The sequence below is a fragment of the Candidatus Pelagibacter sp. Uisw_101 genome, from assembly GCF_047727615.1.
Taxonomy (GTDB): domain Bacteria; phylum Pseudomonadota; class Alphaproteobacteria; order Pelagibacterales; family Pelagibacteraceae; genus Pelagibacter.
This window is the reverse complement of the sequence record NZ_CP159821.1, coordinates 1,025,908-1,046,487: the sequence shown is the minus strand read 5'-3', so window position 1 is coordinate 1,046,487 and position 20,580 is coordinate 1,025,908. Positions and strand designations below refer to the sequence as shown.

Genomic DNA, 20,580 nt, shown 5'->3' with positions numbered 1-20,580 from the left:
ATAATCATTATATTTGAAAAAAATGATTAATGCATTTTATTTAGGGTCGTGGTATCTTTAAATCTAGATAGTCCATCTTAGCCATCTTTAGCTCCCGGTTTTTTTGGACTATCCTTAAACCTTAAAATGTTCCCTTTAAATTATTTCCTTTTTTTACAGATAATTTTATTTCTATTTATTACTCCTGGCACACCTAGAATTGTAATCATTTCATATTCCATGAATTATGGAGTTCAAAAATGTATCTGGACAGCTCTTGGAGATGTTACGGCAAATATTATTCAAGCCACTTTAGTAATTTTTGTTTTAGGATCCTTTTTTGTCGATAATCCAAATTTTTTAAATATATTTAAGTGGATAGGAATTGCATACTTACTCTATCTTGCTTACGATATTTATAATTCAAGACTTAAAGATGTAAGCTCAGATAATATTTCATCAAAAAGTTTTTTTTCTTTTTTTAAGGATGGGTTTTTAGTTGCAGGAACAAGTCCCAAAGCTTGGATGTTCTTTCCGTTAATATTTCCACAGTTTATTGACTTTAATTCAAATTATATCGTTCAATTTTTTATTTTAATCACAACGTATGTTGTTTTGGATTTTTTATCTCTAATTGCTTATGCGGTACTTGCTAGAAAGTTAATTATTTGGATAAAAGCAAATCCAAAAGTTATAAATACAATTTCAGCGTGCGTATTAATTATAATTGCAATTATAATTGCATTTATTCAAAAGTATTAAAAACCTACAAATAAAATTGCGGCAATTAAGTCTGTATGACGTTAGTTGTATTTTTTATCATTTAGATGTTTAATTGTTTTTTTAAATTTAAAACTAATAGAGGAAGAAATAAAATGAAAATCAGAAATATACTAATTACATTAGTTTCTGCAATTGCTCTTTTAATTTCAGCTTCAACTATATCTTTCGCGAAGGTAGTTGGAGATAAAATTATTTTAGGTGCAGCTGTTTCATTAACTGGAAAATATTCATCTAATGGTGTTCATACTCAAAACGGCTATAATTTAGCAGTTGAGAGAATTAACAGCATGGGTGGTGTTAAGGTTGGTGGAAAAACTTACAAGTTTGATATTATTTATTACGATGATGAATCAAATTCTGGAAGAGCAGCACAACTTGCAGAAAGATTAATCCAACAAGATGGTGTTAAGTTTATGCTTGGGCCATACAGCTCAGGTTTAACTAAAGCTATGGCTCCTGTAACTGAAAAATATGAAGTTCCTATGGTTGAAGCAAACGGTGCGTCTAGATCGTTATTCACTAAAGGCTACAAATATTTATTTGCAGTACTAGCTCCAGCAAACTTATATCTTGATGTAGCAATTGATCTTGCAGTTGAAAAAAATGGTGGAAAGCCAGTTAAGATTGCAATGGCATTTGAACAAGACGCTTTCTCACAAGATGTGAGATTGGGTATTGTTGAAGCTGCTAAAAGAACAGGTTCTAAAATCATTATAGATGACAAGTTACCAAAAGAGCTTAACGATATGGCTGCTACTTTATCTAAAGTAAAAGCTACAAACCCAGACGTTCTTGTAGTTTCAGGTCATACTAAGGGTGCTTTAACTGCTGTTAGACAAATCTCAGAGATGAAAGTTGACGTGAAAATGTTAGCAATGACTCACTGTGATGCTGCTAAATTATCTAAGCAACATGGTAAAGCTTCTGAGTATGCACTTTGTGCTTCTCAATGGCACAAGTCTCTATCTTATACGGATAACTTCTTTAAAGATGGTATGACGTATGACGCAGACTTTACTAAAGCTTTTGGATATGCACCGCCATACCAAGCTGCTGAATCTTCTGCTGCTTTATTAGTTTTTAAAGATGCGTTCGAAAGAGCACAATCATTTGATACTAAAAAAGTTAGAGATGCTTTAGCTGCAACTGATATGCAAACTTTTTATGGAAACATAAAATTTGCTGAAGGTGGACAAAACGTATCTAAGCCAATGGTACTTTTCCAAGTATCATGTAACGATGATGGTAGTGTGTGTGAAAACAAAGTTGTAGCTCCGACAAAATGGGCATCAGCTGAGTTGGTGCACCCAATTCCATCTTGGTCAGAAAGATAATACCTAATATGTAAAATGCTCCCTAGTAATAGGGGGCATTTTTTTATAAACATCTAAAGAATTTATGGATTTATTAATTTTCCAAGCTCCTATTTTAATGGTTCAAGCGTCAATGGACGGAATACTTCTTGGTATTTTGTTTGCATTAATCGCTTACGGAATGGCATTGCAGTGGGGAGTAATGAATATAATAAACATTGCTCAAGGAGAATTAGTAATAATGGGTGGATACATTGCATACTTTATGTATTTATCAGGAATACACCCAGCTTTTGGAGTAATTGTATCACCAATCATAATGTATTGTGTGGGTTGGGGAATGTACAAACTTGTTATTAATAAAGTAGTAGATAAAGATTTATTTACTTCAATTCTTGCAACTTTTGGAATTAGTATTTTAGCTCAACAACTAATGAATTTTGCATTTGGTGCAGACGTAGTAGTTGCTCAATCAAATTTTGGAACAACAATGTTATTTAACAACTCTGTTACACTGCCAAATGCTAAAATATTTTCAGGAGCAGTTTGTGTGATATCTGCAATTATTCTTGTTATCTACATGAAGAAATCAAAATTAGGTAGAGCAATTAGAGCAACAGCTCAAAATGCAAGAGCAGCAAAAATTTTAGGAGTTGATACCGAGAAAGTTTATGCAGCAACTTTTGGTATTAATGCAGCATTATGTGGAATAGCAGGAGCATGTATTGCAATTACATTTACACTTCACCCTTACACAGGATTACCGTACACGGTTAGATCTTTTATGATTGTAATTATTGCAGGACTTGGAAATTTACCAGCTGTTGCAATATCAGGGATGGGACTTGGTGTATTTGAAGAATGGGCAGATTATCTGCTTGGAACAGAATTTAGAATTGCAGCAGTATTCTCGTTACTAGTTATTATATTGGTTTATAGAAGGTTTAAATTAGCTCGAAAAAGAGAGTATTTAAAATAATGAATAAAAATACACTCCTATACGCAGGCTTAATAATTTTTGGTTTGGCTGGAGCATTCATATTCCCTGCTTACAAACTACAATTATCATTTTTATATATTCTAATTGTTTTGGCTATGACTTGGGATGTTCAAGGTGGACAGATGGGTTACAACACGTTTGGTAATATATTATTTTTTGGTGTTGGAATGTATGTTGCATCAAGCACTCAAATAGCAATGTTCTTTTCACTAGCAGAATGGACAGACGCAGGTGGAGAAAAAACTTTTGTTCATACTATCCCTCAATTTTTTCAAGGTTTTGGTGTTGGTATATTACTAGCAGGAATTATTCCGACAATAATTGCAGGAGTAATTGGTTATGGGATTTTAGGTTTAAGAGGACACTACTTTGCAATTTGTACTTTAGCATTAGGAATTGCTGCAGGTGAACTTGCGGGTGGAATTGAGATTATTGGTGCAGGTCAAGGTATGACAGTTCCAGTTTGGCCAAAAGGATTTGGATCTAACGCATCATCATCTCAGTTTTTATATTATTTGTGTTTTGCTCTTGCAGTTGTAACTTTTATTACTTTGAAATGGGCATACAGCACAAGATTTGGTTTAGTTTTAAATGCAATAAGAGATAATGAAGATAAAGCTGAAGCAATGGGAATTCATACAATGAGATATAAAATTATTGGCTGGATGGTATCTGCATTCTTTGTTGGAATAGCAGGAGGATTAATGGGGCATATTAATGGTTACATTGAGCCAACTGAAATTGCGTTTGCTGGTCCAACGTTTGGTGTTTTTATGGTTTTAATGGCAATCCTTGGTGGTAAAGGAACTTTATGGGGCCCACTTGTTGGTGCAACTTTATTTCATTTATTTAAAGAAGGTTTTTGGACTTACTTCTTGGGTTGGCAGTATGTAGCTCTTGGAGTTTTAATTATTGTGATCGTGGTTTATTTTCCAGAGGGTGTAATGGGATGGTTAAGAGAAAAATATCCCGAAAGATTTGGTGAAGTTGTTGATGAAGCAGATCTAAAAGCACAGGTGGAATTAAAATAATGGCTATATTAGATATATCAAATGTAAGTAAGTCTTTTGGCGGTGTTAAAGCTAATGTTGATATCTCAATGTCAGTTGAACAAGGTGAAATTGTTGGATTAATTGGTCCAAATGGATCAGGTAAAACTACTTTATTTAACTCAATTGTAGGAACTTATCCAATTGACAATGGTTCAATTAAATTTGATGGCACAGAAGTTTCAGAACTACCAGTTCCTGTTGTTGCAAAACTTGGGTTACTTAGAACATTTCAACAAACTAGAATTTATGGAAAATTAAACTGTATTCAGAATATGTTAATCAGCAACAAACCTGAAAATGATGGAATTTTAACGGTATTTCAAAAGATACCATCAGACTTAACAGATAAAGCAGAAACACTATTAAAGTTTGTAGGCCTACACCAGAAAAGAAAACTTAGAGCTGGAGATCTTTCATTTGGACAGCAAAAATTATTAGAACTTGCTATGGCATTAATGAATGAGCCTAAAATGCTCTTGTTAGATGAGCCAACGGCCGGAATTAATCCAGTATTAATCAACGGAATTATTGATCGCTTGATTACCGTTAATAAAGACTACGGAATTACCCTGCTAGTTATAGAACACAATATGAAAGTAATTATGAATTTAGCACAAAGAGTTTTTTGCTTAGCACATGGTCAAATGTTAGCAAATGGAACTCCAGATGAAATTAAAAATGATAAGCGTGTGCTAGACGCTTACCTGGGAGCTCAATAATGTCAAATCAATACGATGTATTAGGAAAAGCACCAGGACCAGAAGAGTTAAAGAAATTATCTCCTGATAATAATCATGTAACAATCAAAAAACTATCAGCTGGTTATGGTAAAATGGAAATACTTCATGATTTTGATTTGTATGCAGGTAAAGCACAATCATTATGCTTAATTGGACCTAATGGTGCAGGAAAATCTACAATACTTCATTCTATCTATGGGTTTACAAATATTTTTTCAGGACAGATTGAAATTGATGGAAAAGAAATTACACATTTAACACCAGCTCAAAAACTTACATCATGTGGTATTGCATATATTCTTCAAGATAATTCTGTTTTCCCAGATATGACGGTTGAAGAAAATTTATTGATGGGCGGTTACGCTAAAGAAAATACAGATGAATCCTATCAAGAAGCAGAAAGAATTTTTGAAAAATACGAAAGGTTAAGAAACAGAAGAAACCAACCTGCTAAAGTTTTATCAGGTGGTGAAAGAAGATTATTAGAGATTTCTAGAGCATTAGTTATGAAACCATCTGTCTTACTCGTTGATGAACCTTCTATTGGTTTAGAACCAAGATATATTGATATGGTTTTTGAAATTTTAAGGGATCTTCAACAAACAGAGAAGAAAACAATTATTTTAGTAGAACAAAATGCTAAAAAGGGATTAGAGTTTGCAGATATAGGTTACGTTTTAGTATCTGGACAAACTGCGATTGCTGGCAAAGGGGATGATTTGTTAAAAAATCCTGATGTTGGTAGATTATTCCTTGGAGGTTAATGATTAATAAAGAATTTTTCTTTAAAGGTTTTAGATCAATTCTAGCTCCTGATAGTCCTGCTCTTGCACTCGGTTGTTGTTTCATAGCAATAGGTGCACTTCTTAAAAATTTGGGTTTTAATATTCAAGAAAGTATTTTTTCAACAATGCTTACTTATGCGCTACCTGGATCGTTAGTAATGGCGGAGTCGTTATTAGTTGGAGCATCTTTACTTAATATATTTTTGGCTGTTTGGTTTGTTAATGCAAGATTGTATCCAATGGCAGTTTCTTTATTCCCATTAATGATGCATAAAAGCCAACCTAAGTGGAAATATTATTTTTCTTGTCACTTCATAGCTGTGTCTGCATGGTTGATAATGAAGAGTAATTATAAAAGTATTGAAAAAAAATACAGAATTGATTTTTGGATTGGAATTGGTTGTGCAACCTGGACTACAGCAGTAATAGGCACTTTTATTGGTTTTTATGCTTCAGATTATTTAGATAAAAATATGATGATGGGTTTAGCAATTTTAAACCCAATTTATTTCTTATGTATGATGGTGGGTGCAATGAAGACCATTCAAATTACAGCTGCAGTAATTTTGGGTCTATTATTGGGACCAATATTTTATTTTCTATCACCTGAGTGGTCAATTTTACTAGGTGGGTTAGTTGGTGGAACTATTGCTTATTTTATAGGAGAACTAAATGTCAACTAGTGTGGTTCTTGCAATTTTAGTTACATCATTAGCAACTTTTTCATCTAGATTATTGGGTGTAATTTCATCAGAAGGAATAAAAGAAACTTCAAAGTTATTTAGATGGTTTAATTGTCTTGCTTATTCAACACTAGCTGCATTAATAGCCAGAACAATTATATTTCCGGTAGGTGTTTTGTCTGATGCTAGCTATCTAAGTAGAATTGTCGTAGTTTTATTTTGTTTATTCATATTTTTTATTTCAAAAAGAAATTTTGTTTATCCAACTGTGATTTCTGCTATCATGATGACAGTACTAAGTAATTATCTCTAATGGAAAATATCTCTGGAATAACAATAACCGAACATCAAGATTCAAAAAGAATAATTGATATTAGAATTGAAGATGAAATTTTAGATAAATTGATATTTCCATTCAACAAATTTGATATCACAGCTTTAGAGTATAAACCATTTACTAGATTTACTATTGCTAAAAGTTTAGACGATTTAACTTCTAATAAATTAAGCAAATTACTTAATTCAATAGTAAGAGACAGAGACACAGGCTGTTTTATAATTGGTCCAAAAAATATAAGTCCAAAAATTAATGATACGTTTTTAGTTAAACTATCAACAGCAATTGCTTATTTAATTGGCAATCCAAACCATGATGCAATGGCTGGAAAATATTATGCAAGATTTTTTGTAAAGCACGAAGATAAAAGTGATTCGTATTTGAGAAAAGCCTACACAAATATGGATCTTCATACAGACGGAACATATGTTAAGGAGACCACAGATTGGCTACTTATGACTAAAATTGAAGAACAAAATGTGCAGGGTGGAGAAACAGCAATGCTTCATCTTGACGACTGGGAACATTGTGAAGATTTATTTAATGATCCAGTTGGAAGAAAAGATTTTGTTTGGGGTTCTCCTAAAAGTAAAAATATAGAATATAAAGTTGAACATCCAGTTTTCACATCAGATGATAAGGGTAAGCCAAAAATTTCTTATATTGATCAATTCCCTGAGCCAAAAAATATGGATCAAGGAATTTTCTTACAAAAGTTATCAGATGGTTTGGAGGAGAGTAAGAATAAAGTAATCACTAAACTAGCACCTGGGTCAAGTATTGTAGCTAATAATTATTTTTGGCTACATGGAAGAAAACCTTTCAAAGAGACTAAAGATTTAAGTAGAGAACTGTTGAGAATTAGAGGCTCTTTTTTTATTAATTAATTCACCAATATCACTATAAAGTAACTATATTTATGAAATTAGGCTTTATAGGAACAGGTAAAATTACATCTGCAGTAGTTACTGGTATTTGTAGCTCTAGTATTCCATATAATAAAATAATCATCTCGCAGAGAAATAAATCTATATCTAGCACCTTAAAAAAAAAATTTAAAAAGATAACTATTAGCAAAAATAATCAGGAAATAGTTAATTCATGTGATTGGATATTTTTATCAGTAACTCCAACTGTGGGTGAAAAAATTATTAAAAATTTAAAGTTTAGATCAAATCAAACTATAATCAGCTTCATATCAACAATTACTTTAGCTCAACTTAAAAGAGCAATTAAAGTTAAGGCAAAAATTATAAGAGCAATACCGTTACCTCCAATATCATTAAAAAAAGGACCAGTACCAATTTGCCCACCCAATAAAAAGGTAAAAGATTTCTTTAATAAAATTGGTACAACAGTTGAAATTAAAAATGAAAAATCTTCAATTAATTTCTGGTCAACATCTGGAATGATGGCTCCATTTTATGAACTGTTAAGAGTGATGACTGACTGGTTGGTTAAAAGAGGAGTTAAGCGAAATGATGCACAAAAATATATAACTTCTTTATTTTTAGCGTTATCTGAAGATGCGGTTGTGAATTCTAAAAAAGATTTAAAACACTTAGTAAAAGAATCTCAAACACCAAAAGGATTAAATGAACAAGGTGTTAAAGAGTTAACAAAAGCTGGTTTTTATAAATCTTTAGAGAAGACACTCAGTAGTATACATAAAAGATTAAATAAATAAAATTCCATGGATCAAGAACAGAATATCTTACAAATTGAAAACCTATCTAAATATTTTGGAGGGTTAGCTGCAGTTTCAGATTGTTCTTTAAAAATTAAAGAAGGATCTATTACAGGAATTATAGGACCTAATGGTTCTGGTAAAACTACTTTATTTAATTTAATTGCTGGAAACCTTAAAGCATCAAGTGGAAAAGTTTTATTTTATGATGAAGACGTAACAGATGTTCCTTCATATGAATTATTTTCAAAAGGAATATTAAGAACTTTTCAAATAGCTCATGAGTTTACCAATCTTTCTGTTTTAGAAAATTTAATGATGGTTCCAGCAAACCAATCAGGTGAAAAATTAATGACAGCCTTACTAAAACCAAGTTTAGTTAGAACTGAAGAACTTGCTGTAAAACAAAAGGCTCAGGATGTAGTTGATTTTTTAAATCTGACACATCTATCAAATGAATTAGCTGGAAATTTATCAGGTGGGCAGAAAAAATTATTAGAACTTGGACGAACTATGATGGTTGATGCAAAATTAGTATTACTAGATGAAGTAGGGGCTGGTGTTAATAGAACACTACTTAAGGATCTAGGTACTGCAATTCTTAAGTTAAATAAGGAAGAGGGGTACACATTTTGTATGATCGAACATGATATGGAGTTTATAAGTAGATTGTGTAACCCTGTTATTGTTATGGCAGAAGGGTCAGTTTTATTTGAGGGTACTGCTGAAGAAGCTAAGAAAGATGAAAAGGTTATAGAAAGTTATTTAGGCAGAGGATCAAAAATAAAGGATGAAAATTAATGGCTTTTTTTGAAGGCTTAAAAATGACAGGTGGTTATGGTAATGGACCTGATATCATCAATTCTTGTTCTGTTGATGTGAATAGAGGTGAAATAGTTTCAATTCTTGGGCCTAATGGTGCTGGTAAATCAACAGCCATGAAGGCATTACTAGGTCTCTTAAGTTTAAAATCAGGCTCAGTTATAATTGATGGCAAAGATATTTCAAAACTTTCACCACAAGATAGGGTGAGAGAAGGTATTTCATTTGTACCGCAGACAAAAAATGTATTCTCAGGAATGAGCGTTGAAGAAAATTTAGAGATGGGGGCTTACTTAAGAGATGATAATTATCAAAATATAATAGAAGAAATTTATGAACTGTTTCCAATACTTAGAGAAAAAAGAAATCAATTAGTTGGAGAATTATCAGGAGGTCAAAGACAACAAGTAGCTCTTGGTAGAGCATTAATGATAAAACCATCTGTGTTAATGTTAGATGAACCAACTGCTGGAGTTTCTCCAATAGTAATGGATGAATTATTCGATCATATAATTAAAGTTAAAAGAACTAATGTTGCAATTTTAATGGTCGAGCAAAATGCTAAGCAAGCTCTTAATATTTCTGATCGAGGATATGTGTTAGTTACAGGTGAAAATAAATATTCAGGAACAGGAAAAGAATTATTAAACGACCCAAGAGTAAGAAGCTCTTTTTTAGGTGGATAGTATGGAATTTTTAAACGCAATTATATTACTATTAAATTATATTTTTATGCCAGCACTTACGTATGGCTCGCAACTAGCATTAGGTGCAATATTTGTAACTTTAATTTATGGAATTCTGAGATTTGCTAATTTTGCAACTGGAGACATGATGGCTTTTGGTACAATGGTTACAATATTGTTCACTTGGTATTTCCAATCACTTGGAATTTCTTTAGGAGTTTTACCAACAGCATTACTTGCCATCCCTTTTGCAATTGTTTTAACAATTGGGTACATGCTCTTAGTCGATAAATTTGTTTTTAGATATTATAGAGTAAGTAAAAGTCCTCCTGTTCAGCTTGCAATGGTTAGTATTGGTGTGATGTTTGTAACACAAGCAGTAGTTAGAATAATAATTGGACCATCAGATCAAAGATTTTTTGATGGAGAAAAATTTATTATCAAAGCAGGTGAGTTCAAAGAAATGACTGGACTTAATGAAGGTTTAGCAATTAAATCTAGCCAGGTATTAACAATATTTGTAACAATTGTATTAGTTTCTATTTTATTTTGGTTTTTAAACAAAACTAAGACAGGAAAAAGCATGCGTGCTTACTCTGATAATGAGGATTTAGCTTTATTATCTGGGATTGACCCTAAAAGAGTGGTTATGATTACTTGGATTATTGCAGGTATTTTGGCGACAATTGGTGGGGCTTTATATGGTTTAGACAAAAGTTTTAAGCCATTTACCTACTTTAATAACATGTTACCAATTTTTGCTGCAGCAATTGTTGGGGGTATTGGAAACCCGTTTGGAGCATTTTTAGGAGGGTATGTCATAGCATTTTCGGAAATATTCTTAACTTATGCTTATAAAAAATTCTTTATGTATGTTTTACCAGCAAGCATGGAGCCAGAAACTTTAGTTCAACTATTATCAACAGATTATAAATTCGCTGTATCATTTTCTATACTGGTGATCGTTTTACTTTATAGACCTAACGGAATATTCAAAGGGAAGGTACTGTGAGAAAGCACTTAAACGTGATTACAGCCTACACAATAATGATGGGTTTAATTATCTTAGTTGGAATATTTCAATCATGGAATGTAGCTCTATCAATTTTTAACATGTGTTTGATTTCTGCGGTAATGACCATGGGTGCAAATATTCAATGGGGGTATGCAGGTTTAATTAATTTTGGTCTTATGGGTTACGCAGCATTAGGTGGATTAGCTGCAGTTTTGATATCTGTTGAACCCGTACAAGAGGCATGGGTTGCAGGTGGTTTTAGTATTTTAATGTCTTTGTGGTTAATAGTCGTGATGGTCTTTGCAATACGTTTTGTATTAAAAAATTTTGAAAAATCTAAAATTAGAACTTATGGTATTGCTACAATTATTATTACTGGAATTATCATTATAAGAGTTACATCAGAGACAAGTATTGAGGCTATTGAAAATGTTAACCCTGCAACAACAGGATTTCTTGGCGGATTAGGATTGCCAATTATGTTTTCTTGGATCGTAGGTGCATTTTTTGCAGCAGGTCTAGCATTTATAGTTGGTAAAGTTGCGTTAGGTTTGCGAGCAGATTATCTAGCTATTGCAACATTACTAATTTCAGAAATAGTTATAGCCATCATTAAACATGAAGATTGGTTAACAAGAGGAGTTAAGAATGTAATTGGACTGGATCGACCAGTACCTTATGAAATTGAACTCCAAACTAAAGAATGGTTTATAAATCTAATTGCAAAATTTAATTCTGGAAAATTAGATTTAATCTCAAGTATTAACGATAAACAGGCAGCCCTTAATCAATTAGTAATTGAAGGATCATCAGTTTTTGTAAAACTTTGTTATTCAGGTTTATTTTTAATTGTTGTTATAGCTTTATTAATAGTTACTCAAAAAGCTCTTTACTCCCCATGGGGAAGAATGATGCGTGCGATAAGAGATAATGAAGAAGCTGCTAACGCAATGGGAAAAAATGTTGTTAAACAACACTTATTAATTTTTATTTTAGGCTCAGCTATAGTTGGAATTGCTGGTGCCATGTTAGTTACTCAAGATGGTTTATTTACACCAGGTAGTTACCAGCCTATGAGGTATACTTTTTTAATTTGGGTTATGGTTATTGTTGGAGGAAGTGGAAACAATTTTGGAGCAATTTTAGGTGGTTTTGCAGTCTGGTTTTTGTGGATTGAGGCAGCACCAATTGCATTATTCTTAATTAATCTATTTACAGCAGGTTTAGCAGACACACATTCGTTAAAAATTCATTTAATTGAAAGTGTTCCATACTTTAGATATTTAATGATGGGTATGGGTCTTTTACTGATCATGAGGTATCGACCTAAAGGTATACTTCCTGAGAAAATCGAAATAAAATAAATTTATTATGAAATATATTATACTCGGAGCTGCAGTAGCATGGGCTATGTACATCGGTGATAAATATTTTTTTTAATGAATAAAAATTTATGGCTGCTAATTTTAAGTCAGATTTTTGCTTTCACAGCAGCACCAGTGACAGTTTTTTTAAGTGGAATAATTGGTTCCCAGTTTAGTCCAGTAAAATCTTTAGCAACTCTACCGATGGCTTTATCAATTGTAGGTATAGCAATTTTTGCAATCTTTGCAGCAAAGGTTATGAGTATAATTGGTCGAAGAGCAGGCTTTATATTTGCATCAATCATTAGTTCATTGTCATCATTACTTGCTGCTTATTCAATAATTATTGAAAGTTTTATATTATTTAATTTTGCATGTTTTTTACTTGGGGCTGGGGTTGCGTTTAGTCATCAATATCGTTTTGCAGCTGTTGAAACAGTAAAAAAGGATATGGCACCAAAAGCTATTTCAATAATATTATTAGCAGGAATAGGTTCAGCTTTTATAGGACCAAATGTTGCTAATATAACAAAAGATATTATTGCTGAACATTTATATGCCGGTTCCTACATCGCACTTGCAGCTTTAACACTCACCTCAATAATTTTCTTATTATTCTATAAAGACGGACATAAACCAAATCGTATTAATAAAAAAACTTCACGTAGCTATCTAGAGTTAATTTCTCAACCGAGATTTCTACAGGCTTTAGTAGCATCTGCGTTTGCATATGCGGTAATGTCATTTTTAATGACAGCTACACCAATAAGCATGCATGTAATGGAAAAAATAAGCTTAACTAAAACAGGACTTGTAATTCAGCTTCATATCGCAGCAATGTTTTTACCTTCACTGGTTACAGGTAATTTGATTAGAAAATTTGGACATAGTAAAATAATGTATGCTGGTGTTTTTTTATTTTTAATAACAGTTTTAACTAGTTTCTTTGATCAAAATTTTACTAATTACTTAATTGCATTAATATTTTTAGGATTTGGTTGGAACTTTTTATTTATATCTGGAACAAGTTTATTAGTTTTATCTTATAGGGAAAACGAAAAATTTAAGGCACAAGGATTTAATGATCTAATAGTTTATTCAATTCAAGCAACTGCAAGTTTATCTGCAGGAGTTTTCTTAACCTTAACAAGTTGGAAAACAATGAATTTAGTTTGTATAATATTTTTAGTTTTAATTATTTTGTCAACATTAAGAGCTGATTTAAAAGAAAGAAAGTAAGATGGATTTACTAGCTTATTTTCAACTCAGCTTAGTCGAAATTTATTTTGTAATATTTACCGTATTTATTGCATCTATTATAAGAGGATTTAATGGTTTTGGCTTTTCAGCAACATGCATCTCAGGTTTTTCTTTTATTCTTCCAGCGATAGAAATAGTTCCAATTATTCTAATACTTGAGGTCATTATTAGTATTTTTATGGTTCCATATATATGGAACAAAATAGATTGGAATTTTGTTGTAAAACTATTATTTGGAATAATTATTGGCTCTCCTGTTGGTATTTATCTATTAAAATATTTAACCCCTGACGTCACACATCTATCTGTTTGTGCACTAATCATATTTTTTTCATTCTTATTAATGAGAGGCTATATAAATCAAAAGATCAATAACAATTATGGAAAACTCTTTACAGGAATAATTTCTGGAACATTAAATGGATTAACTACTTTAGGAGGAATGCCTGTTGCACTATTCTTATTGGTTACAAGCATTCAACCTGCGATAATCAGAGGTTCATTAGCAGCATTATTTTTCTTAACAGATATTTATGCTTTTACTCTTAGTTTTTTTGCTGGAATTGTAGATGTCACAACTATTTATAGAACCGTTCCACTGATTATTATTTTACCAATAGGTGTTTATTTTGGTGATAAATTTTTTGTTAAAAGTAAAGAGGAGACTTATAGAAAAGTTGTCTTTTACTTTCTTATATTCATCTCAATATTTGGGTTATTTAGGATTATCAGCAATTTTTAGATAAAAAAAACCCCCAGCAATTTTCACTGCTGAGGGTTTTAAAATTAAGATATTAATTATCTTTGTTTTTTATTTTTAAATTTTCCACCTTTGATTTCTTTCTCTAAGAAAGAACCTTCAGCTTCACCAACGCTAGTAAAAGAAACTCCAGTTGCACCTTCGTAGTCAACTTTTTTACCTTTAGCTAATAAATCTAAACCTTTTTTAAGTTCACCTGGATAAATTTTAGTTCCAGGACCGTTAGCAACATCCATTACATTCTTAGCAATAGAAGCTCTATCAGCTGATCCACCTGCTTGCATCGCAAGAACGATTAAAGCTGCTGCATCATAAGATTCACCAGTATAAGGTCCAGACGAGTCGATACCGGCTGCTTTAGCAACAGACGCAAAAGTACCTGCTGTTTTTTCATTCATTGAACCAGGCATTGAACCAAAAGATTTATTCAAATCTTTTCCAAAAGCATCAGTTAATGAGTCACCAATCATACCATCAGATAAAATAAATTTATCAAATGCACCAGAGTCTAAAGAACCTTGAATAATTCCTTTTCCACCTTGGTCTAGGTAACCAATTACTGCTACCGCATCACCACCTGCTGAGGCTAAAGTAGCTACTTCAGATGAGTAATCAGCTTTTCCATCTTCATGAGCAGATACAATTGTTACTTTAATACCATGAGCTTTTACAGCTGCTGCATAAACATCAGCTAAACCTTTTCCATAGTCATTGTTAGTGTAAGTAATTGCTACACTTTTGATTCTTCTGTCTTTAGTAATATCAGCTAAAATCTGACCACCTCTAGCATCAGATGGGGCTGTTCTAAAAAAGAAACCCTTATCATCTAAAGCTGTAAGTCCTGGCGAAGTTGCTGATGGTGAAATCATTACTACACCATTTGGTACAGCAACATTAGATGCGATAGCACCAGTTACACCTGAACAGTCAGCACCCATAATTGCTGCAACACCTTGTGCAATAACACCTTCTGCTGCTGCTGTTGCTGCTGCTGAATCAACACAAGTTGAGTCTGCTCTTACTACTGAAATAGTTTCTCCACCTAATAGCGAACCTGAATCAGAAGCTTCTTTAAATGCAAGCTCTGCAGATGCAGCCATAGCTGGTGTTAGAGATTCAATAGGACCAGTAAATCCTAGGATGATTCCCATCTTAACTTCTGCGAATGTATTCGTTGTGAAAGTAGAAACGAATATAAATGCAGCAATAAATAGTTTTTTCATTATTTTCCTCTTTGATTGTTAACAATTTATAAAAATCAAATTAAAGACTATTTAAATGAATTTTCAATAGGAGAATTATCTAATTTTTTGAAGCTGATAGACTGAAATAATCACAATAGCCCCACCAATAGTACTTAATATCGATGGAATTTCTCCAAAAATTAAGAAAGTTAGAATTAAACCAAATATTGGAAATAGAGAATAGAAGGGCATAACTTTATTAACTGAATAAAATTTATAGAGATAAAATAAAGAAGTATGAGCAATAACTGAGACAGTTACTCCATTATGAAGCAAAAGAAACCACGTGTTTATATCAATATCTTTTAAATGATTAATTGTATTTCCTTCAGTAAAAATTGAAAATATTAAGATGGTACTAAAGCCTGTTAGTCCCATAATCATATTTGAAAACTTTACATCAACTTCTTTGATGTACCTTGATAACACATTTGCAATCCCATAAAAAAAAGCAGAAATGCCACATAAAAAAAGTGCATAAATTTCTCCTTTTAAATTTGGATCATAACCAATTAGAAAAATTCCAAAAAAAGAAATAAGTATTAGTATCCACTGTTTCGTACTAACTTTTTCACCAAGAAAAATTGAGCTTACAAGAATAGCAAAGGGTATTGCTAGTTGAGCTCCAATAATAATAGGAGCAACTAAAGTTGCTTTACCTAATGATAAATTTAAAAAAAATATAACTCCAAAGCCCATAGTTAATGAAAAACCTATTAAAGGAAAAAAGTATTTTTTATCTGGGATTTTAAACTTACAAAATGGAATAAGAAAAATAAAAAGTATAAACATTCTTAAGGATCCTGCTAACATGGGGGGTAAGGATGTATTTAAAGCAAGCTTGTTTACTGGATATGAACTTCCAAAAATAAGCATAATAAATAAAACTAAAAAATAATGTTTTGTAGTCAAACAATTAACCCATCGTGAATGGATCACCCATTGGTTTATCCGATGAATTAAACCAAGTAGTTTTAATTCTTGTATATTCTTTTATAGATTCAATTCCAGCCTCTTTACCATAGCCGCTATCTTTAATGCCACCAAAGGGAGCTGAAGGAGAAATTAACCTATAAGTATTTACAAAAACAATTCCTGCTCTTACTGCCTTGGAAACTCTCATGGCTTTGCCCAAGTTAGAAGTGTATATTCCAGATGATAAGCCATACTGGTTATCATTCATTTGATTAATTGCTTCCTCTTCAGTTTCAAACTTCATCACAGATAAAACTGGTCCAAATAATTCATTTTCAGCACTAGGCAAGTTGTGGTTTTTGCATTCAATTATTGTTGCTGGAAAGTAATATCCTTTATTTGAAATATTAGATCTTTTCCCTCCACACCTGAGCTTTCCACCTTGTTCTATTGTAGCTTTTATAATTTTTTCAATATTCTCTAACTGCTTAAAGCTATTTAAAGGACCCATTTGAGTATCAGGATCCATTGGAGCACCTAATTTTATCTTTTCAGCTTTTGCTATTAATTTATCTAAAAATTCATCATAAATTTTTGATTGAATATATAACCTTGAGCCCGCAATACAGCTTTGTCCACTTGCAGCAAAAATACCAGCTGTTATTCCATTCAATGCATTTTCTTGATCTGCATCATTAAAAAGAACTACGGGACTTTTACCACCTAATTCCAAACTTACTTGTGATAAATTTTCTGCAGAATTTCTGACTATATGTCTGGCGGTTTCAGGCCCCCCTGTAAAGGCAATTTTTTCTACTAAATCATGAGTGGTTAAAGCTTTTCCACATGGATCACCTAGCCCTGTAATTACATTTACTACACCCTTAGGCATACCTGATTTTTCAACCAATTTTGCAAACTCTAACAAGGTAACAGGTGCAAGTTCTGAAGCTTTTATTACAACTGTATTACCCATTGCTAGAGCGGGTGCTAATTTTACAGCAGTCAAAAGCATCTGAGAGTTCCAAGGAATTATTGCTGCTATTACGCCAATAGGTATTCTTGTTGTAGTAACTTGCATATCTGGTTTATCAATGGGAACAACTGTACCCTCAACTTTATCTGCAAGGCCTGCATAGTAATCATAATACTCAGCTATATAAACGGCTTGAGACTTTATTTCTTTATAAAGCTTTCCAGTATCAATCGTTTCTATCTTACCAAGATGTTCTGCATTTTTTCTAAGTTGATCACCAAGATTTCTTAAAAATTTAGCTCTTTCTTTGGGGTGCAGCTTGGACCAAGAGCCATCAAAAGCTTTTTGTGCTGCTTGTACTGCTTTATTAACATCTTCCTCATTTGCTTCTGGTACAGTTGCCCATACTTCATTAGTTTCAGGGTTTAATGTTTTAATCTCTTTACCTGAAGATGAGTTAACCCATTCTCCATTAATATACATTTTAAATTTTTGTATTTGAGTCATTTAATTGCTAATAAAATTTTTAAGTCTTATATTTACATCATCTGCGCACTCTATACTACAAAGATGTTTGCCATTATTTATCTCAATAAAACTTGAATTTAATAAATCATTAGATAAGGATTTTGACATCTCAACCGTTGAACCTAAGTCATCTGATCCTGTCATCACCAGAGTTTTAGTTTTTATATTTTTAATCATATTGATATCGTCTTGATGATAAGTAAATAGTTTATAGGCTTTTAAAAAATTTACATGATCTTCATCTCTTTTTGTTAAGATCTTTATAAATTGATCATAAATTTCTGGATGGTCTTTTAAGTATTGATCTGTGAACCATCTTTTTAGTGCTTGTTTTGAAATAGGTTTATTTAACTTAGCTTGCTCAAACCTTTCTATGACTAAACTTCTTTCCTCTATAGTTCTTCCATATGTAGTTCCAAGCAATGTTAAGGTTTTTAATTTATCCTGAAATTTTGAAGCAAAGTCTAATGCAACTAATGAACCTAGAGAGAATCCAATTAGATTAATCTTATCTATTTTTAAAAATTGTAATAAATCATCTAATTGGTTTGAAAAATCATTCAAAGTAACTTCCTCTTTACTATATGGAGTTCTTCCATGACCTAACAAATCATAAGCAATTATTGAATAATTGTTTAAAGATTTAATTTGAGGCTCCCACATTCTATGATCTAGACCAACACCATGAATGAACACTAATGGATCTGTATTATTATCAATAAATGAATAATAATTTTGATTTGAGTCAAAATTTTGAGACATCCAATTACTTAGGGTCTAGTCCCATTTCTTTCATATCTTGATAACGATCTCCTGTTCGTGCATGAGCTCTACCACTCGAGGCTCCACCGATAGCAATAACGATTTCATCATTAAAAGGAGCGTCATGTATAGTAAACTCATGAGTTAGATAATAAGGCCTTAGACCAGAGTCTGTTTTATGCATCATTGGAATGGAAATTTTTGATCCAGCGGGACCTCTCGAGTTGGTAAAGCTTAAATAAGATGTTCCACCAACAGCGTCTCTAAATTTATTTCCAAATCTTAAAGTGTGAATAAATGCTGATGCATGCTCAATTTCACCGTCAAGGCCGACTGTACCAGCTTTACCATAGGCCAAAATTTTTTCAGGTGATCCAACTTCTTTTATAAGTTCTGGTACCAATATGTCTCCTAATTTTGGTGCTAAATCTAAAATAATTGGTTTAAGATCATCAACAAAACCTTTTCCACTCCATGGATTTTTAAAAACAGCTGCAACAGAGACAAGTAGAACAGGTTCCTTAGCTTCTTTACCTCCTTCAATAAAAGTCTTATCTACAAATTTTGTAAATTTTCTAAGTTCTAGTTTCATTAACTTGCTTTCTCTATATTTGAATTATCTAAATTAATCTTCGGTATGACCTCATCATTAAACAGCTTTATACTTCTCATGCAAGCCTCATGATCTATTCCAGGAAAATTAGACCAAACTTGGAGATTTTGTAAGTTTAACTCTGATTTTAATTCATTTATTTTATTAACAACATACTCTGGTGTTCCAAATAATAAATTTCTTTTATGTAAAAAATCATAATTAAGTAAGTCTAATTTATGTTTTGTTTCTGGTAGCTCTTCTTCCGGATCCATATGATTGCCTAATCCTCTCCAGTGACATACCCATTTCATATAATTAATAATATGTTCACCAGCCATTTTTTCTGCTTCCTCCATAGTTTCAGCAATAAACATGTCTCTAACCAAAGATATGCCTTCACCTAATGGAACATCTCTATTTTCTGCTTTAGATTTTGCATCTTTATAAATTTCAAATCTTTTTTTTAAAGCTTTAACAGTAGGAATCCACATTATTGTATTTAAGCCATTCTGTGCTGCCCATTCAATTGAACGTGCACCATCAACAACTTGCCATATTGGTGGATGTGGCTCTTGTCTTGGTTTTGGTACAACGCTTATTTTTTTTATTTCATTTGTTTTTATATCTAAAAACTTTTCACTAGGAGGACTCATGTCATGTTGCCAAGTAAAATTTGGTGATGGATAAGTATAAAATTCACCTTTGTGACTAAAAAATTCTTCTGTCCAAGCCTTTTTCATTATTTTTAAAGTCTCGTCAAACAACCTAAAATTTTTAGCTTGATCTTTTAGGTCAGCCTCTTTGTTCATATTGATGGCTTCTCTTCCATAAATTCCCCTTCCAATACCAACGTCAACCCTCCCTCCGGACAATTGATCTAGCAAAGCTATGTCTTCAGCTAGACGGATAGGATTATGAAATGTAATTACATTGCAAGCTTGACCTATTCTAATTTGCTTTGTTCTGGCAGCAGCATCAACCCCCATCATTAATGGGTTAGTACAAGATTCCATGCCTTCGTGATTGAAGTGGTGTTCTGTATACCAAATAGAGTCCCAATTATTTTCATCACAGTAAGTAGTGATTTCTTGGGTTTCATTTAATAGTTGATTGTATGGTTTATGATTCCAATTAGTAGTGTTACAAAAATATCCAAATTTCACTCAAACCTCCTTAAATAATTAAATTTAAAGACGACTGATCCCACTTTCGTATACTCCTTGGTACCCTTTAAACCCAGTAAAACGACGAGTTATGTCACTCTCTTTATTATTGTTATGCCAATGTTAGCACA

The 20,580-nt window shown here is 32.2% G+C and carries 22 protein-coding genes; 16 read left to right on the top strand and 6 right to left on the bottom strand.

Annotated elements, in window-relative coordinates:
- Positions 1-126: 126 nt before the first annotated feature.
- The 16 genes from ABXT48_RS05635 to ABXT48_RS05560 all read left to right on the top strand — a co-directional run bounded on the left by ABXT48_RS05635 (position 127) and on the right by ABXT48_RS05560 (position 14,248).
- Positions 127-741: a LysE family translocator gene (locus tag ABXT48_RS05635; protein WP_415286017.1), complete on the top strand. Its 615-nt coding sequence runs from the start codon at positions 127-129 to the stop codon at positions 739-741.
- A gap of 113 nt (positions 742-854) precedes the next feature.
- Positions 855-2,096: an amino acid ABC transporter substrate-binding protein gene (locus ABXT48_RS05630; RefSeq protein ID WP_415286015.1), complete on the top strand. Its 1,242-nt coding sequence runs from the start codon at positions 855-857 to the stop codon at positions 2,094-2,096.
- A gap of 64 nt (positions 2,097-2,160) precedes the next feature.
- Positions 2,161-3,054: a branched-chain amino acid ABC transporter permease gene (locus ABXT48_RS05625; protein ID WP_415286014.1), complete on the top strand. Its 894-nt coding sequence runs from the start codon at positions 2,161-2,163 to the stop codon at positions 3,052-3,054.
- On the top strand, positions 3,054-4,106 hold the full coding sequence (locus ABXT48_RS05620; RefSeq protein WP_415286013.1) for a branched-chain amino acid ABC transporter permease: 1,053 nt from the start codon (positions 3,054-3,056) through the stop codon (positions 4,104-4,106). The genes ABXT48_RS05625 and ABXT48_RS05620 overlap by 1 nt, the downstream gene beginning before the upstream one ends.
- A complete protein-coding gene (locus tag ABXT48_RS05615; protein ID WP_415286012.1) occupies positions 4,106-4,846 on the top strand; it encodes an ABC transporter ATP-binding protein in 741 nt (246 codons plus the stop codon). The genes ABXT48_RS05620 and ABXT48_RS05615 overlap by 1 nt, the downstream gene beginning before the upstream one ends.
- Positions 4,846-5,631 (top strand): ABC transporter ATP-binding protein, encoded by a 786-nt coding sequence (locus ABXT48_RS05610; RefSeq protein WP_415286011.1) that lies wholly within the window; start codon positions 4,846-4,848, stop codon positions 5,629-5,631. The genes ABXT48_RS05615 and ABXT48_RS05610 overlap by 1 nt, the downstream gene beginning before the upstream one ends.
- The gene (locus tag ABXT48_RS05605; protein WP_415277943.1) at positions 5,631-6,335 is read left to right on the top strand and encodes an AzlC family ABC transporter permease; all 705 of its coding nucleotides are present in this window, start codon (positions 5,631-5,633) and stop codon (positions 6,333-6,335) included. Before ABXT48_RS05610 ends, ABXT48_RS05605 begins: the two co-directional genes overlap by 1 nt.
- The gene (locus ABXT48_RS05600) at positions 6,325-6,648 is read left to right on the top strand and encodes an AzlD domain-containing protein (protein ID WP_415286010.1); all 324 of its coding nucleotides are present in this window, start codon (positions 6,325-6,327) and stop codon (positions 6,646-6,648) included. Before ABXT48_RS05605 ends, ABXT48_RS05600 begins: the two co-directional genes overlap by 11 nt.
- Positions 6,648-7,559: a glutarate dioxygenase GlaH gene (glaH, locus tag ABXT48_RS05595; RefSeq protein ID WP_415286009.1), complete on the top strand. Its 912-nt coding sequence runs from the start codon at positions 6,648-6,650 to the stop codon at positions 7,557-7,559. Before ABXT48_RS05600 ends, glaH begins: the two co-directional genes overlap by 1 nt.
- 32 nt (positions 7,560-7,591) lie before the next feature.
- A complete protein-coding gene (locus ABXT48_RS05590; protein WP_415286008.1) occupies positions 7,592-8,359 on the top strand; it encodes a pyrroline-5-carboxylate reductase in 768 nt (255 codons plus the stop codon).
- A gap of 6 nt (positions 8,360-8,365) precedes the next feature.
- Positions 8,366-9,160: an ABC transporter ATP-binding protein gene (locus tag ABXT48_RS05585; protein WP_415277939.1), complete on the top strand. Its 795-nt coding sequence runs from the start codon at positions 8,366-8,368 to the stop codon at positions 9,158-9,160.
- Positions 9,160-9,867 (top strand): ABC transporter ATP-binding protein, encoded by a 708-nt coding sequence (locus tag ABXT48_RS05580; protein ID WP_415286006.1) that lies wholly within the window; start codon positions 9,160-9,162, stop codon positions 9,865-9,867. Before ABXT48_RS05585 ends, ABXT48_RS05580 begins: the two co-directional genes overlap by 1 nt.
- 1 nt (position 9,868) lies before the next feature.
- Positions 9,869-10,879 carry a branched-chain amino acid ABC transporter permease gene (locus ABXT48_RS05575; protein ID WP_415286005.1) on the top strand — a complete coding sequence of 337 codons (1,011 nt, stop codon included), beginning with the start codon at positions 9,869-9,871 and terminating at the stop codon, positions 10,877-10,879.
- A 35-nt stretch (positions 10,880-10,914) separates the two neighbouring features.
- Positions 10,915-12,246: a branched-chain amino acid ABC transporter permease gene (locus ABXT48_RS05570; RefSeq protein ID WP_415303364.1), complete on the top strand. Its 1,332-nt coding sequence runs from the start codon at positions 10,915-10,917 to the stop codon at positions 12,244-12,246.
- A gap of 75 nt (positions 12,247-12,321) precedes the next feature.
- Positions 12,322-13,485 (top strand): MFS transporter, encoded by a 1,164-nt coding sequence (locus ABXT48_RS05565; RefSeq protein ID WP_415286003.1) that lies wholly within the window; start codon positions 12,322-12,324, stop codon positions 13,483-13,485.
- Position 13,486: 1 nt separating this feature from the next.
- Positions 13,487-14,248, top strand: coding sequence for a sulfite exporter TauE/SafE family protein (locus ABXT48_RS05560; RefSeq protein ID WP_415286001.1), 762 nt, complete (start codon positions 13,487-13,489; stop codon positions 14,246-14,248).
- A gap of 56 nt (positions 14,249-14,304) precedes the next feature.
- Here ABXT48_RS05560 and ABXT48_RS05555 read toward each other — a convergent pair whose 3' ends face one another.
- The 6 genes from ABXT48_RS05555 to ABXT48_RS05530 all read right to left on the bottom strand — a co-directional run bounded on the left by ABXT48_RS05555 (position 14,305) and on the right by ABXT48_RS05530 (position 20,449).
- Positions 14,305-15,489, bottom strand: a complete 1,185-nt coding sequence (locus tag ABXT48_RS05555; protein ID WP_415285999.1) for an ABC transporter substrate-binding protein — start codon at positions 15,487-15,489, stop codon at positions 14,305-14,307.
- Between the two features lie 75 nt (positions 15,490-15,564).
- Positions 15,565-16,449: a DMT family transporter gene (locus ABXT48_RS05550; RefSeq protein ID WP_415285998.1), complete on the bottom strand. Its 885-nt coding sequence runs from the start codon at positions 16,447-16,449 to the stop codon at positions 15,565-15,567.
- On the bottom strand, positions 16,427-17,908 hold the full coding sequence (locus ABXT48_RS05545; protein ID WP_415285997.1) for an aldehyde dehydrogenase: 1,482 nt from the start codon (positions 17,906-17,908) through the stop codon (positions 16,427-16,429). The genes ABXT48_RS05550 and ABXT48_RS05545 overlap by 23 nt, the downstream gene beginning before the upstream one ends.
- On the bottom strand, positions 17,909-18,691 hold the full coding sequence (locus tag ABXT48_RS05540; RefSeq protein WP_415285996.1) for an alpha/beta fold hydrolase: 783 nt from the start codon (positions 18,689-18,691) through the stop codon (positions 17,909-17,911).
- A 4-nt stretch (positions 18,692-18,695) separates the two neighbouring features.
- Positions 18,696-19,283: an amino acid synthesis family protein gene (locus tag ABXT48_RS05535; RefSeq protein WP_415285995.1), complete on the bottom strand. Its 588-nt coding sequence runs from the start codon at positions 19,281-19,283 to the stop codon at positions 18,696-18,698.
- On the bottom strand, positions 19,283-20,449 hold the full coding sequence (locus ABXT48_RS05530) for an LLM class flavin-dependent oxidoreductase (protein WP_415285993.1): 1,167 nt from the start codon (positions 20,447-20,449) through the stop codon (positions 19,283-19,285). The genes ABXT48_RS05535 and ABXT48_RS05530 overlap by 1 nt, the downstream gene beginning before the upstream one ends.
- Between the last annotated feature and the right edge of the window lie 131 nt (positions 20,450-20,580).

What these genes read in the sequence shown, in the direction of transcription:
- ABXT48_RS05635 (WP_415286017.1), top strand. Translation starts at nt 127, where the DNA reads ATGTTCCCTTTAAATTATTTCCTTTTTTTACAGATAATTTTATTTCTA.
- ABXT48_RS05630 (WP_415286015.1), top strand. Translation starts at nt 855, where the DNA reads ATGAAAATCAGAAATATACTAATTACATTAGTTTCTGCAATTGCTCTT.
- ABXT48_RS05625 (WP_415286014.1), top strand. Translation starts at nt 2,161, where the DNA reads ATGGATTTATTAATTTTCCAAGCTCCTATTTTAATGGTTCAAGCGTCA.
- ABXT48_RS05620 (WP_415286013.1), top strand. Translation starts at nt 3,054, where the DNA reads ATGAATAAAAATACACTCCTATACGCAGGCTTAATAATTTTTGGTTTG.
- ABXT48_RS05615 (WP_415286012.1), top strand. Translation starts at nt 4,106, where the DNA reads ATGGCTATATTAGATATATCAAATGTAAGTAAGTCTTTTGGCGGTGTT.
- ABXT48_RS05610 (WP_415286011.1), top strand. Translation starts at nt 4,846, where the DNA reads ATGTCAAATCAATACGATGTATTAGGAAAAGCACCAGGACCAGAAGAG.
- ABXT48_RS05605 (WP_415277943.1), top strand. Translation starts at nt 5,631, where the DNA reads ATGATTAATAAAGAATTTTTCTTTAAAGGTTTTAGATCAATTCTAGCT.
- ABXT48_RS05600 (WP_415286010.1), top strand. Translation starts at nt 6,325, where the DNA reads ATGTCAACTAGTGTGGTTCTTGCAATTTTAGTTACATCATTAGCAACT.
- glaH (WP_415286009.1), top strand. Translation starts at nt 6,648, where the DNA reads ATGGAAAATATCTCTGGAATAACAATAACCGAACATCAAGATTCAAAA.
- ABXT48_RS05590 (WP_415286008.1), top strand. Translation starts at nt 7,592, where the DNA reads ATGAAATTAGGCTTTATAGGAACAGGTAAAATTACATCTGCAGTAGTT.
- ABXT48_RS05585 (WP_415277939.1), top strand. Translation starts at nt 8,366, where the DNA reads ATGGATCAAGAACAGAATATCTTACAAATTGAAAACCTATCTAAATAT.
- ABXT48_RS05580 (WP_415286006.1), top strand. Translation starts at nt 9,160, where the DNA reads ATGGCTTTTTTTGAAGGCTTAAAAATGACAGGTGGTTATGGTAATGGA.
- ABXT48_RS05575 (WP_415286005.1), top strand. Translation starts at nt 9,869, where the DNA reads ATGGAATTTTTAAACGCAATTATATTACTATTAAATTATATTTTTATG.
- ABXT48_RS05570 (WP_415303364.1), top strand. Translation starts at nt 10,915, where the DNA reads ATGATGGGTTTAATTATCTTAGTTGGAATATTTCAATCATGGAATGTA.
- ABXT48_RS05565 (WP_415286003.1), top strand. Translation starts at nt 12,322, where the DNA reads ATGAATAAAAATTTATGGCTGCTAATTTTAAGTCAGATTTTTGCTTTC.
- ABXT48_RS05560 (WP_415286001.1), top strand. Translation starts at nt 13,487, where the DNA reads ATGGATTTACTAGCTTATTTTCAACTCAGCTTAGTCGAAATTTATTTT.
- ABXT48_RS05555 (WP_415285999.1), bottom strand. Translation starts at nt 15,489, where the DNA reads ATGAAAAAACTATTTATTGCTGCATTTATATTCGTTTCTACTTTCACA.
- ABXT48_RS05545 (WP_415285997.1), bottom strand. Translation starts at nt 17,908, where the DNA reads ATGACTCAAATACAAAAATTTAAAATGTATATTAATGGAGAATGGGTT.
- ABXT48_RS05540 (WP_415285996.1), bottom strand. Translation starts at nt 18,691, where the DNA reads ATGTCTCAAAATTTTGACTCAAATCAAAATTATTATTCATTTATTGAT.
- ABXT48_RS05535 (WP_415285995.1), bottom strand. Translation starts at nt 19,283, where the DNA reads ATGAAACTAGAACTTAGAAAATTTACAAAATTTGTAGATAAGACTTTT.